General features: G+C 62.7%; 13 protein-coding genes. 5 read left to right on the forward strand and 8 right to left on the reverse strand.

Annotated elements, in window-relative coordinates:
* Positions 1-282 precede the first annotated feature (282 nt).
* Entirely contained in the window at positions 283-1,053 is a 771-nt protein-coding gene (locus tag NKI19_RS01950) for an isocitrate lyase/PEP mutase family protein (RefSeq protein WP_352488953.1), read from the forward strand.
* Between the two features lie 13 nt (positions 1,054-1,066).
* Here NKI19_RS01950 and NKI19_RS01955 read toward each other — a convergent pair whose 3' ends face one another.
* The 3 genes from NKI19_RS01955 to NKI19_RS01965 all read right to left on the reverse strand — a co-directional run bounded on the left by NKI19_RS01955 (position 1,067) and on the right by NKI19_RS01965 (position 4,052).
* Positions 1,067-2,116 carry a M14 family metallopeptidase gene (locus tag NKI19_RS01955; protein ID WP_352565765.1) on the reverse strand — a complete coding sequence of 350 codons (1,050 nt, stop codon included), beginning with the start codon at positions 2,114-2,116 and terminating at the stop codon, positions 1,067-1,069.
* A gap of 101 nt (positions 2,117-2,217) precedes the next feature.
* Complete coding sequence (locus tag NKI19_RS01960; protein WP_352488956.1) at positions 2,218-3,594, reverse strand: FAD-containing oxidoreductase; 1,377 nt, start codon at positions 3,592-3,594, stop codon at positions 2,218-2,220.
* Positions 3,591-4,052, reverse strand: coding sequence for a DUF4126 domain-containing protein (locus tag NKI19_RS01965; protein WP_352488957.1), 462 nt, complete (start codon positions 4,050-4,052; stop codon positions 3,591-3,593). The genes NKI19_RS01960 and NKI19_RS01965 overlap by 4 nt, the downstream gene beginning before the upstream one ends.
* A gap of 147 nt (positions 4,053-4,199) precedes the next feature.
* Between NKI19_RS01965 and NKI19_RS01970 the strand changes: the two genes are divergently transcribed.
* Complete coding sequence (locus NKI19_RS01970) at positions 4,200-4,757, forward strand: sugar O-acetyltransferase (RefSeq protein ID WP_352488959.1); 558 nt, start codon at positions 4,200-4,202, stop codon at positions 4,755-4,757.
* Positions 4,758-4,813: 56 nt separating this feature from the next.
* Here the strand turns inward: NKI19_RS01970 and NKI19_RS01975 are convergent, their stop codons facing one another.
* Both NKI19_RS01975 and parS read right to left on the reverse strand, forming a co-directional pair.
* Positions 4,814-5,323, reverse strand: coding sequence for an RES family NAD+ phosphorylase (locus tag NKI19_RS01975; RefSeq protein ID WP_352488960.1), 510 nt, complete (start codon positions 5,321-5,323; stop codon positions 4,814-4,816).
* The gene (parS, locus tag NKI19_RS01980) at positions 5,320-5,799 is read right to left on the reverse strand and encodes a type II RES/Xre toxin-antitoxin system antitoxin (RefSeq protein WP_352488961.1); all 480 of its coding nucleotides are present in this window, start codon (positions 5,797-5,799) and stop codon (positions 5,320-5,322) included. Before parS ends, NKI19_RS01975 begins: the two co-directional genes overlap by 4 nt.
* A gap of 270 nt (positions 5,800-6,069) precedes the next feature.
* Here parS and NKI19_RS01985 point away from each other — a divergent pair, with 270 nt between their 5' ends.
* On the forward strand, positions 6,070-6,264 hold the full coding sequence (locus NKI19_RS01985; protein ID WP_352565767.1) for a type II toxin-antitoxin system HicA family toxin: 195 nt from the start codon (positions 6,070-6,072) through the stop codon (positions 6,262-6,264).
* Positions 6,265-6,327: 63 nt separating this feature from the next.
* A complete protein-coding gene (locus tag NKI19_RS01990; protein WP_352565768.1) occupies positions 6,328-6,759 on the forward strand; it encodes a type II toxin-antitoxin system HicB family antitoxin in 432 nt (143 codons plus the stop codon).
* A 130-nt stretch (positions 6,760-6,889) separates the two neighbouring features.
* Here NKI19_RS01990 and NKI19_RS01995 read toward each other — a convergent pair whose 3' ends face one another.
* Complete coding sequence (locus tag NKI19_RS01995) at positions 6,890-7,882, reverse strand: GlxA family transcriptional regulator (protein WP_352488964.1); 993 nt, start codon at positions 7,880-7,882, stop codon at positions 6,890-6,892.
* Positions 7,883-8,010: 128 nt separating this feature from the next.
* Here NKI19_RS01995 and NKI19_RS02000 point away from each other — a divergent pair, with 128 nt between their 5' ends.
* Positions 8,011-8,658 (forward strand): cysteine hydrolase family protein, encoded by a 648-nt coding sequence (locus tag NKI19_RS02000; protein ID WP_352488965.1) that lies wholly within the window; start codon positions 8,011-8,013, stop codon positions 8,656-8,658.
* 76 nt (positions 8,659-8,734) lie between these two features.
* Here NKI19_RS02000 and NKI19_RS02005 read toward each other — a convergent pair whose 3' ends face one another.
* Both NKI19_RS02005 and NKI19_RS02010 read right to left on the reverse strand, forming a co-directional pair.
* Entirely contained in the window at positions 8,735-10,414 is a 1,680-nt protein-coding gene (locus NKI19_RS02005) for a formate--tetrahydrofolate ligase (protein ID WP_352488966.1), read from the reverse strand.
* Positions 10,415-10,721: 307 nt separating this feature from the next.
* Entirely contained in the window at positions 10,722-11,846 is a 1,125-nt protein-coding gene (locus NKI19_RS02010) for a DUF2333 family protein (RefSeq protein WP_352488967.1), read from the reverse strand.
* Positions 11,847-11,861: the final 15 nt, after the last annotated feature.

Consider the following 11,861-nt stretch of genomic DNA (forward strand, 5'->3'; position numbering starts at 1 on the left):
AATGGCTTGAAAAAAACAAATGGCCGCCCGGACATTCCGCTGCGGCCACCCTCTATTGTCACGCGAACGCGTTCGAACAGGCCGCTGTCAGCGAGCCCACCACCAAATGGTCTTGATCGAACGCATATTCATGGCGAAATCCATAGCCGCGAAAAGCGGTATGCGCAACAGGTTTGAAAGTCTGTGGGGTGGCTGCCGCTTTCGCAACCCATGGCACATGGCCAAGACCGGCAGTCCTGCCTAGACTCTGCATCAAACAGCAAGAAGACGGGAAGATATCAAATGACCGAGCAGATCGACCGCGCACGGACGTTCCATTCCCTCCATGTCAAGGGAAACCCGGTTGTCCTCTACAATGCCTGGGATCCAGGCTCCGCCAAGATCATCGAGAAAGCAGGGGCCAGGGCCATCGCCACCGGAAGCTGGCCGGTCGCGGCTGCTTTCGGATTCGCCGATGGCGAGAAGATCCCGTTGGAACTCGCGCTCGAAAACATCAAACGCATCGTTGCGGCGGTGGATGTGCCGGTAACCATGGACCTCGAGGGGGGTTACGGGGTCGCTCCGGAGGTTGTCGCCCGCAGCGTGGCGCTCGCCGTGCAGGCTGGGGCCGTCGGCTTTAATTTCGAGGATCAGATTGTCGGCGGCAGTGGGCTGCACGACATCGCCATACAGGTGAAGCGGATCGAAGCCGCCGCAGCGGCGGTGAAGGCGTCGGGTATTCCGGCCTTCATTAACACCCGAACCGACATTTTCCTGAAGGCTAAACCGAATGCGCACGACAGGGCTCTTCTCGATCAGGCGATCGAGCGGGCGCACGCCTACGAAAGGGCCGGAGCGCATGGCTTCTTTGCGCCGGGGCTTGCCGATGAAGGCCTGATCGAGGCGCTCTGCGAGGCAACGGCATTGCCGGTCAACATCATTGCCCTGGCGCATGTGCCGCCGCGCCAGAGGCTTGCCGAACTCGGCGTCGCCCGCGTGAGCCATGGTCCGGTGCCGTACCGGCAGATGGCCGAATGGCTGGAGGCCAAGGCACGACAGGCGATTTCGGGCTAGCCCGGCGGGTGCGTCAGTCCTCCAGCGTCCCCGACCTTGCATCGGCGCTCGTCCTGTCGCCGACCAGCTTCAAGAGGTCTTCGCCGGCGCGGATGATGCGCCGGGAACGCCGTGTCAGGATGAGGCCCGCCTGCGGCGCCAACACTTCCGTGCGGCCGTCGGGCTCGCCGGGCGCGTGGACGATGGTGGCAAGGCGCGCACCCTTGGTGACGCGGTCGCCCGGCTTCACGTCGAAGAGGATTGCGCCCGAGCGGGGCGCCGGCATCATCTCGATGTTTTCGATAGGTGCGACGAGCCCAACGAAGCTGCCAGGCGCGGGCAGCGCCTGATCCCGGATGACGCCGCGCGCCACCAGCAGCCGGTAGAGCCCCTCGGCATCGGCACCGGCCAGGGCGCCGTCGACATCGAGTATGCCGCGATATTCGACGGTGGTGGCGACGCGCCGGTCGAGGCGCGCCACGTCGGCCGGGACGTTTTGGTGCGGCATGATCGAGGCGCCTTCGAAGGTGCCGTCGGGATCTTCGTCCCACAGCATCACCGCGTCGACGCCCATGGCCGCCGCACAGTCCGCCATCGCCGGCCACAGGCTGGTGTGGACGTAGAGATAGGCGAGGCCTTCATCGTCGCAATGCAGGTCGAGCACGATGTCGTGGCCGATGGAGAGCTGCAGCAGCCGCGTCTTCAGCCGCTGGTCGACCGTGCCGTGCGCCGGCAGGAGCGAGAGGTCGGGCGCGGCGAGCCGCGGAAAGCCACGGTTGAAATTGGTGCGCGTGCCCAGATGGAAGCGGCCCTGATGGTCGCCGTAGAGATATTGCGCCCGGCCGATCGGATTGGCCCAGGGCACGATGGTCATGTTGCCGGTGATGCGGCCTTCGGCTTCCGCCTTGCCAAGCATCGGCATCAGCGCGTCGAGGGCAACGACGCCCGGCAATTCGCCGGCATGAAGTGCCGCCTGCAGATAGGCGGAAGGCGCCGTCTGGTCCGTTCCGGTGAAGCGGAAGACGGGGAATTCGTAGGAAACGCCTTCGCTGTCGCCGGCGATGCGTTCGATGGATTTCTGCATGGGATGCCTCCGGGAGAAGAGGCGGAACACATGCCCTTTTGCCCCTGGGCTGTCGATTGGTCCAGCCGGCGCTGCTATGGGCGCACGATTCTACCCTGCGCTCACACCAGCGGCTTGAGTTCCTGGGCGATGGTCGGCAGAAGCTCCGAGACGTTCGGGTGGATGTGCACGGCGCGCGCCAGCGTGCTGACCGGCGCCTTGGCATACATCAGGTCGAGCACGCAGTGCACCGCTTCGTCGCCGCCCGGGCCGAGCACCGAACAGCCGAGGATCTCCCTGGTGTCGGCATCGACCAGGATCTTCATGAAACCTTGCGTCTCACCTTTTTCGACGGCACGGCTGACACGGGTCATTGGCCGCTGGCCGACCAGGGCGCGGCGGCCGGATTTCCTAACCGCGGCTTCGGTCATGCCGCAGCGGCCGAGTGGTGGGTCGATATAGAGCGCGTAGGCCTCGATGCGGTCGCTGACCTTGCGCGGATCGTTGTCGAGCAGGTTGGCGGCGACGATCTCGTAGTCGTTGTAGGAGGTGTGGGTGAAGGCGCCCTTGCCGTTGCAGTCGCCCATCGCCCAGATGCCGGGCACGCTGGTGCGCAACTGGTCGTCGACGACGATGAAGCCGCGTTTGTCGACCTCGACGCCGGCTTTGTCGAGGCCGAGATCATCGGTGTTTGGCGTGCGGCCGAGCGCCAGCAGCACATGCGAGCCGACCGCAGCTGCCTTGCCTGGCGAGAACGTCACGGCGATTTCGTTGCCTCGCCTGGCGAAGCGGATGTCGTCAGCGCCGAGATGGACGGCAATGGCTTCGTTTTCGAGGATCGACAAAATGGCGCCCGAGACATCCTCGTCCTCGCGGCCGATCAGGCGCGGGCTTTTTTCGATGACTGTGACTTCGGAACCGAAGCGACGGAACATCTGCGCGAATTCGAGCGAGACATAGCTGCCGCCGACAACGATGAGATGGCGCGGCAGCACGTCGAGATCCATCATCGACGAGTTGGTGAGGTAGGATACGTCGTTGACACCGGGCAGGTCGGGCACCGAGGCGCGGCCACCGGTGTTGAGGAATATCCTTTCGGCGCTCAGCAGATCGTCGCCGACGCGCACCGCATTGGCGCTCACGAAACGCGCATGGCCGCGATAGAGCGTGCATTTGTCCATGCCGGCAATCCAGTCTTCGAGATTGCCGCGTGCGTCGTTGGAGACCTTGTCCTTGCGCGCCTTGATCGCCTTGTAGTTGACGCCGACGGGACCGGAGAGCGTCACCCCGTAATCCGCTGCGGAGCGGGCGAGATGCGCGGCATAGGCGCTTGCTACCATCGTTTTGGTCGGCGTGCAGCCGGTGTTGACGCAAGTGCCGCCGACCAGCTTTCGCTCGATCAGCGCCACGCTCATGCCGGCCGCATTCAGCCGGCCGGCGAGCGGTGGGCCGGCCTGCCCGGCACCGACGATGATGGCGTCGAATGCCTTTGCCGTCATGCCACTGCCGCCACGATCAGAAGCCCGCCGACGATCGCCACCGCGTCCTCGATGAAGGCGGCGGGCGGGTCCTTGCCGAAGGCGGTGGCCAGGCGTTTGCGCGCCTCGGCGCCGCCCAGCGTGCCGATCACCGCGCCGATGGCGCCGGCGATCAGGCCGCCGATGATGGCGCCACCGGTGGCGCCGATCACCGCGCCGGTGAAAGCGCCCAGGACGATGCGCGTGCCGAATTGCTGCGGCACCTTGCGGCTCGGCGTCGATGGCAGCTGGTCGGTGACCAGCTCGGCGATGGCCAGGATGGTGAAGATGCCGACGGCGATCCAGTGGCCCATGAAGCTCGCCCAGGTGCCGGCGACCGGCAACCAGCCAAGCCAGGCGCCCCAGGCGACCGCGGCGGGCGCAGTCATGGCGCGAAGCCCGGCAACGATGCCAATCAGGAGTGCAAGAATGTACAGCATGATTGATCCCCTCGATGGCCGGCTTGGGACAGGTCCGAGAAGGCAAGCTACCATAGGTCGGGTATTTGACCAGAGGTGGTGTCTCCGCCGGCGCTTCCGTATTTTCACCACTTGTGCTTTGGCAAAGTTGAAACTGGAGTTGCGGCCATGATGGGGAGCGAACGCACGAAAATGGCGGCGGGCGAGTGGTATTGCTGCCTCGATCCGGAACTGGAGGCGCTGCGCATCACAGCGCGCGACGCGATGTTCGAGCACAACAGCCTGCCACCCCGGCAGCGTGGCGATATCGGGCCTGGATTGCGGGCGCTGCTCGGCGCTGCGGGCGAGGGCGCCCGGATCGAAGCGCCGTTCCACTGCGCCTATGGCTTCAACATCTTTCTCGGCGACCGCGTCTTCCTCAATGCCGGCTGCACCATTCTCGATACGGCGCCAGTGCGCATCGGCAAGGGAACGCTGCTCGGCCCCAATGTGCAGATCTATTGCGCCGAGCACCACAAGGAGGCCGCCGGAAGACGGGCAGGGCTGGAGATGGCCAGGCCGGTCGAGATCGGCCACAATGCCTGGATCGGCGGCAGTGCCATCATCCTCGGCGGGATCAGGATCGGCGATGGCGCTATCGTCGGCGCCGGTGCCGTGGTGACACGCGACGTGACGGCAAACATCACGGTTGTCGGCAACCCGGCACGGATAATCAGGAGCGGCTGAGCACCGCGCTTCTGTCGCCGGTCATGTCCTCGTTTTGATGGACATGGCGGCTGTGTTCACTTGGCCGGAGGTGGATGCAACCGTGTGTCGAGCGCAAACGCCTCCTGGGTCTTCATGGCGTATGCCCCTCTGGCGAGGCTCGCGTCGAAGATCAGGTTCCAGCTGTGCTGCGATACGGCGCTCGGAATCACCACGAACCGGTGCCGTTGCAGAAGATCGTCGCCAAACGCCTGTTGCCCGGAGCTCGGAATGCCCGGGCGCAACCAATTGGGGTTGGGCACGGTGGCGGGGTCGACAATATGCACATCCGCGACATCGCTGACGATTGCTGCCGTCATGACATGCGCAATCGTGTCGAGCGCCCTGAAGCCCTTATGGACCGCAACTTCGAGGATCGCGGTCGACGGATCGATCGAGCAGTAGACGGCGCGCACGCCCTTGCTGTTCCAGCGTCCGCCCACCCTGTATGCGCCCTCGCCACTATCCCATGTAGGCGCAAACACGGCTTGATCGAGGCGCCATCCGATAAGCTCGGAGCCACCCAGCGCCGCCGGCAGCGGCGTCATGCATAAACGCCATATTCAAGCCGTTCGAGATAATCTTCTACAAGCTCGATCCCCGCCGGCGTTGCCAGAAGGTCGATTGGACGACGCTGGTCGAGCCCGATCGCCGGGCGCTCCAGCCATTGCTCTGCTTCCGCCTGCGAACCGAACACGTCGGTAGCTTTCGACAGGATCTCCGCGAACTTCCAGGTTCGTCCGCTCTGGTCCTGACTGAGAGGCTTGGAAGGAGCATCCTTGCGGCGCTGATAGGTGCGCAGGCTCATGCCGACGGCCTTCTCCAGCGAATCGGTCTTCTGGATGAAGACGAGTTGCCCGATAAGATGGTCCAGCGCTGAAGCCGGCAGGCCGTGCAGAAGCAGCTCGTGGGCATCCAAAGCGCTGCTGAGGCGCCTTGCCAGAACGCGGCTGCCGCCGAGCAATCTGGCCACCTTCTGCAGTTCATTGCTGCCTGCCTTTGTTGCGGTCTTCTCAAATGCCATGGGTTGCTCGCTGCGTCATCTGTCACTTGACACATGACACATGGCGCGACCTCTTTCAACGAGCGAGAAAGAGAGCATGCGCGCGCCTCGAGGAACATGGCGAACACGTCGAAATCGATATGGTTTGGGTCGAAGGCGTCGGTGACCATCGGGGCGAGGTTCATTCTGCCACCTCCTCATCGGCAAAATCCTCACAATTTTGTGTGGGTTTTCCTTCACATCCACACATTTTTGTGTGATATTGAGATCAACGGAAGGAGGTGAAACGGATTGACGAGAGACGCCCTGATTCGAGAGCTTCGAAAATATGCAAGACTTAAAGACCTGACATTCGAAGTATTCGAGAACAACGGAAAGGGCTCTCACTACCGGATTAAGCTTGGCGAGCAGTTCACAACTGTGAAGTCTGGCGAACTTAAACCGGGCTATGTGAAGCTTATCAAGAAGCAGCTGGGGGTCATTTGACCCCCAGCAGGGAAATTCACAAAGCCCAAATTGAACACAAGAGAAAGGATGAGGTAATGCACGATGGTTTACTCTTACGCGGGGCAATTCGGGATTGACCCGGACGGAGGCTTTCTGGTGACCTTTCCGGATGTTCCGGAAGCGATCACCACTGGCGACGACATTGTCGAAGCCAAGCAGAATGCCTCTGAAGCCCTTGGACTGGCCCTGCGCGGGTATCTCGCGCAGGGTAAGCCCCTTCCCAAGCCCATGGCTAAGGGAAAGGGACTTGTCGAGGTGCCTGTCGAAGCGACCGACGCTTTGAAGATTGCTGTCATCGAGGCTGTGCAAGCCTCCGGCATCTCCAAATCGGAACTGGCTCGCCGTCTCGGAAAAGCCGAGACCGAGGCATACCGGATCCTCGATCCGGATCACGCGACCAAGCTCGCCTCGCTTGAGGCGGCCCTGGCGGTGCTCGGCAAACAGGTCGTCGTGTCCGTGATGGACATGGCTTGACCTTATAAGGGCGGCGGAGTGAGCGATCATTCCGCCGCCTCATCCGCCTCGATTTCAACAGTCTCGGCCTCCAGCAGGTCGAACGTGCTGGGGCGCTGCCCGCCGCCTGACGCGATGGATGGGCGCAGGCTCACCTCGGCGAGTGCGTTGAAAACCTATCCAGATCGACACTCCTCGAGAATTCGCGCCGGTACTGCGCCGGCGAGGTTCTGAGGCGCGCTGCGAAATGCTGGCGCAGCGAGGTGGCGCTGCCGAAGCCGGCCTCGAAGGCAACCGTGTCCATCGATTTTTCAGTTGCTTCCAGCAGCCGCTGCGCCAGCTGGACGCGCTGGTCGGTCAGCCAGTCGCCGAAACTGGTGCCGATCGATTTCTGGAAACGGCGCGTGAACGTCCGGCGGGTGAGGCCGGCGTGACCGGCAACGCTGTCCAGACTGTGCGGCTCACCCAGGGTTTTGCGCACCGTTTCGAGAGCCTGGGTAAAGCGGTCCGCATTGCCGGTCCTGGCGATGGGACGTTCGATGAATTGCGCCTGCCCGCCCTGCCTATGCGGAGAAAGCACGATCTGTCGGGCAAGGCGAAGTGCCGCCTCCGCGCCGTAACGAGCCCGTACGACGTGCAGGCAGCAGTCGAGCCCGGCGGCGACGCCGGCGGATGTCACGACATCGCCATTGTCGATGTAGAGCACTTCCGGTTCGACGAGAATGTCGGGATAGAGTTCCTGCAGCTGATCCGCGTAGGCCCAGTGCGTCGCCGCTCGCCGCCCCGAAAGCAGTCCGGTCGCCGCGACAGCGAACGTTCCCAGGCACAGTCCGACGATCAGCGCGCCGCGCCGGTGCGCGCCAATCAACGCGTCGATCAATGCCGCTGGAGGCGCGCTCCCGAGATCCTTCCAGCTTGGCACGATGACGATGTCGGCGTCATCGAGCGCGGAAAGCCCGTGCGGGACGCTGATGGTCAGCCCGGCATCGGTGCGGATCGGCCCGTCCTCAATCGTGCAGACCCGGAAGTCGAAGCGCGGCAGGCCGAGCGTCGTGCGATCCGCGCCGAACACGAGACACGGTACGGAGAGATGAAACGGGCTGATGCCATCGAAGGCGATGGCGGCAACGGCAGGATCGGTCATGGCAGCACCAACAGGAGTAACAACCAATTGTCCCAATTCTTTCGAATAATGTCAATTGGGACACTTTTTGCAATCCCGTGCCGAGCTTATGGTCCACCCATCAATGTCCAACGGGAAAGGAAAACCCCATGTCGCAACCAGCCAAAGGCAAAGCTCCACGCCGCGCCCTCATCGTCATCGATGTTCAAAATGACTATGACGGCGGCAACCTCGCCATCCAGCATCCGCCCTTCCGCGACAGCGTCGTCAATGTAGCGCGAGCGATGGATGCGGCCACCGAGGCAGGCGTCAAGGTGGTGGTCATCAAACAGTTGGCGCCGGAAACCTCACCTGTCTTCGCCAAGGGCAGCCATGGCGCCGAGCTGCACCCGGAAATCGCCAGACGAAACCGCGACCATTACATCGAAAAGAACCTGCCGAGCGCCTTCACCGGCACAGACCTCGAGGAGTGGCTGCGCGCCAACGCTATCGATACGATCACGGTCATTGGCTACATGACGCATAATTGCGATCTGTCGACGGTCATCCACGCCGTGCATATGGGCTTTGAGGTGGAGTTCCTGTCGGACGCAACGGGGTCATTGCCGTACGCCAACAGCGCCGGGTACGCTTCGGGGGAGGAAATCCATCGCGTCGTGACGATCGTCCTGCAGTCGCGCTTCGCGGCGGTTCTCAAGACCGCCGAGTGGATCGATTGCCTGAAAACCGGTGTGGTTCCCCAGCACGACACACCCTATGCCTCCAACCAGCGCGCGCTGGCGCGAAGCGCGGCATAGGGACGAGATCGTCGCGAAGACGCAAAAAGGGCGCCGCAGCGTTGCGGCGCCTTTGCCGTTCGAACGTTGATTATCCCTAGAACAGGCCTTCGATCTGGCCTATTTCGTTCAGGAAGATCTTTTCCGAGGATGGCGCTTTGGGCAGGCCGGGCATTGTCATCACCTCGCCGCAGATGATGACGACGAAGCCGGCGCCGGCGGACAGCCTGACCTCACGCACCGGCACGGTGTGGCCCGTCGGCGCGCCGCGCAGATTCGGATCGGTGGAGAAGGAATATTGCGTCTTGGCCATGCAGACCGGCAAATGACCGTAGCCGGCGTGCTCCCAGGCGTGGAGCTGGTCGCGCACCGACTTGTCGGCGATCGCTTCGGAACCGCGATAGATGCGCTGGACGATGGTGTTGATCTTCTCGAACAGCGGCATGGCGTCGGGATACAGCGGGGCAAATTGCGACGCGCCGGATTCGGCCAACGCCACGACTCTTTTGGCCAGTTCCTCGATGCCGGCCGATCCCTGAGCCCAGTGCTTGCACAGGATCGCCTCTTCGCCCATCGAGGCGACATAGTCCTTCATCGCCTGGATCTCTGCGTCGGTGTCGGAGTAGAAATGGTTGATGGCGACCACGGCCGGCACACCGAACTGGCGGATGTTCTCGATATGGCGGCCGAGATTGGCGCAGCCCTTCTTGACCGCCTCGACGTTCTCCTTGCCTAGGTCCTCCTTCTTGACGCCGCCATTCATCTTCATGGCGCGAACCGTGGCGACGATGACCGCCGCTGCCGGCCTAAGGCCGGCCTTGCGGCATTTGATGTCGAAGAACTTTTCGGCACCGAGATCGGCGCCGAAACCGGCTTCGGTGACGACGTAATCGGCAAGCTTCAGCGCCGTCGTGGTGGCAACGACGGAGTTGCAGCCATGTGCTATGTTGGCGAAGGGGCCGCCATGGACGAAAGCCGGGTTGTTCTCCAGCGTCTGCACGAGATTGGGCTGCATGGCGTCCTTCAAGAGTACGGCCATCGCGCCGTCGGCCTTGAGGTCGCGGGCATAGACGGCCGACTTGTCGCGGCGATAGGCGACGATGATGTCGCCGAGGCGCTTTTCCAGGTCCTTCAGGTCGGTCGACAGGCACAGGATGGCCATGACTTCCGAGGCGACTGTGATGTCGAAACCGGCCTCGCGCGGGAAACCGTTGGCGACGCCGCCGAGCGAACAGATGATCTCGCGCAGCGACCGGTCGTTCATGTCCATGACACGGCGCCAGACGACGCGGCGGGTGTCGATGCCGAGCTCGTTGCCCCAATAGATGTGGTTGTCGATCAGCGCCGACAGCAAGTTATGGGCGGTGGTGATGGCATGGAAATCACCGGTGAAGTGGAGGTTCATGTCCTCCATCGGCACGACCTGCGCGTAGCCGCCGCCGGCGGCACCGCCCTTGACGCCGAAATTCGGTCCGAGCGAAGCCTCGCGGATGCAGACGATGGCCTTCTTGCCGATGCGGTTGAGACCATCGCCCAAGCCCACCGTCGTCGTCGTCTTGCCTTCGCCGGCCGGTGTCGGGTTGATGGCGGTGACGAGGATCAGCTTGCCGTCCTTGTTGCCCTTCACCGACTTGATGAACTCGGCCGAGATCTTCGCCTTGTCGTGGCCGTAGGGCAGAAGATGTTCGCTCGGAATGCCGATCTTCTGGCCGATCTCCTGGATCTGCTTCTTCCTGGCGCCGCGCGCGATCTCGATGTCGGACTTCACTTCGGCCATGACGGCTTCCCTCTGGATTGGACGGATTTGACTAGTGTGGTCGCAAGAACAGCCCGGCATTGCAGGCGCGAGCATGTTCTACCCCTGTCGCTGCCGCGGCGTCAACTTTCATGCAACTATGTTTCCTGCGAAGAAAATACCTCTGCCGCCGGCCGCTCTGCTACAGGTTCTTTTTTGCGCCGGTTGCAGCGCCGTATAGAAGCCAGAGCAGGCGCGGTTCCGCCGTCTCAAAACAGCCGCCTAATACGCGAAAAGCGACAGAAGCAACGGCGCAAATTCACCAGCGCCGGCTGTGCGGAACGATCCGCTACTGGGTCAGCACGTTGCTGATCTCGACCATGTTCGAGCGCACCCTGAGTATGTAAAAGCCCATCGTCGTCAGATGTGTCGGCAACAGCCAGCCGTCCTCGCGGCCATTGGCGATGATGAAGGGCTGGATGCGCAGCGCCGAGACGAATTGCGCGTCCATCGTATCCCACAGGTTCTGCAGGTGCTTTTCCTTGATGACGTCCTCGAAGTCGGCCTGTGCGCCTTTCATCAGCCCGTAATAGGCATAGAGCTGGCCATAGGCGAACCAGAAGCGGTCGTCGGCGCGGGTGTCGAACCAGCCATTATTGTGGTTTTCGGCACGCTCCTTGAGGATCGCCGAGGTCGAGCCGATATCGGACGAGATGCGGTCGATATACTGCTTGAGATTGTCGGCGCGGGCATCGAACGTCGCCTGGCAGGCTGCGAGGCGGGCGTTGAAGGAACGCAGCTTGCGAACCGCGTCGCGATAGTAGCTCGGCGTCGGCGTCTTGGGGCCGAACGGATTCAAGCCGAAATACCAGGTTTCCTCATCGAACTGCAGATTGCCGCGGGCGTCCTGCAGGTCGGCGTCGATCTGCGAGGTGGTGCGGACGCGGCCGAGATTATCGGCAAGCTCGGTCGCCGTGCGCCGCACCGCCTGGTTGATGCCGCGCTGGAACGAAGCCTTGTTGTCCATGAACGGCGTGTGGTCCCAGTCGATGCCGAACAGGCCGAGCTTGTAGAGGATCATCGACGACACCCAGGCATTCTGGTTGACGTTGAAGTCGGTCAGGTCGGCCGCAACCTGGGCAATGGCTGAATTTCCGCAGGTCTTGGCCGTGTCGGTGCCGGCGCCGGCGGAAACCTGTTCACCGGCGGAGCTGTTGCGTTTTTCGAACGTGTATTTGTCGACGTAATTCGGGTCGAAATTGTTCCACCACTGGGTGGCGTAGAAGAAATTGACATAGAGGCCGATCAGCACGAGCACAGCCAGGCCGAGCACCGCCTTCAGTATCCAGCCGCGTTGCGTGTACCAGCGCCCCGCCCACAGGAACGGCCACAGGATCGCACCGACGACCAAGCCGATGCCGCGGCCAATCCACTGGAAAATCCGGGTGAAGAAACTCACGATCGGATCAAGCATGGCGATATCACCCCC

The sequence above is a fragment of the Mesorhizobium sp. M0751 genome, from assembly GCF_040320265.1.
GTDB lineage: Bacteria > Pseudomonadota > Alphaproteobacteria > Rhizobiales > Rhizobiaceae > Mesorhizobium.

Bases quoted from the DNA above. Each gene is read 5' to 3' on its own strand.
- NKI19_RS01950 (WP_352488953.1), top strand. From the start codon at position 283: ATGACCGAGCAGATCGACCGCGCACGGACGTTCCATTCCCTCCATGTC.
- NKI19_RS01955 (WP_352565765.1), bottom strand. From the start codon at position 2,116: ATGCAGAAATCCATCGAACGCATCGCCGGCGACAGCGAAGGCGTTTCC.
- NKI19_RS01960 (WP_352488956.1), bottom strand. From the start codon at position 3,594: ATGACGGCAAAGGCATTCGACGCCATCATCGTCGGTGCCGGGCAGGCC.
- NKI19_RS01965 (WP_352488957.1), bottom strand. From the start codon at position 4,052: ATGCTGTACATTCTTGCACTCCTGATTGGCATCGTTGCCGGGCTTCGC.
- NKI19_RS01970 (WP_352488959.1), top strand. From the start codon at position 4,200: ATGATGGGGAGCGAACGCACGAAAATGGCGGCGGGCGAGTGGTATTGC.
- NKI19_RS01975 (WP_352488960.1), bottom strand. From the start codon at position 5,323: ATGACGCCGCTGCCGGCGGCGCTGGGTGGCTCCGAGCTTATCGGATGG.
- parS (WP_352488961.1), bottom strand. From the start codon at position 5,799: ATGGCATTTGAGAAGACCGCAACAAAGGCAGGCAGCAATGAACTGCAG.
- NKI19_RS01990 (WP_352565768.1), top strand. From the start codon at position 6,328: ATGGTTTACTCTTACGCGGGGCAATTCGGGATTGACCCGGACGGAGGC.
- NKI19_RS01995 (WP_352488964.1), bottom strand. From the start codon at position 7,882: ATGACCGATCCTGCCGTTGCCGCCATCGCCTTCGATGGCATCAGCCCG.
- NKI19_RS02000 (WP_352488965.1), top strand. From the start codon at position 8,011: ATGTCGCAACCAGCCAAAGGCAAAGCTCCACGCCGCGCCCTCATCGTC.
- NKI19_RS02005 (WP_352488966.1), bottom strand. From the start codon at position 10,414: ATGGCCGAAGTGAAGTCCGACATCGAGATCGCGCGCGGCGCCAGGAAG.
- NKI19_RS02010 (WP_352488967.1), bottom strand. From the start codon at position 11,846: ATGCTTGATCCGATCGTGAGTTTCTTCACCCGGATTTTCCAGTGGATT.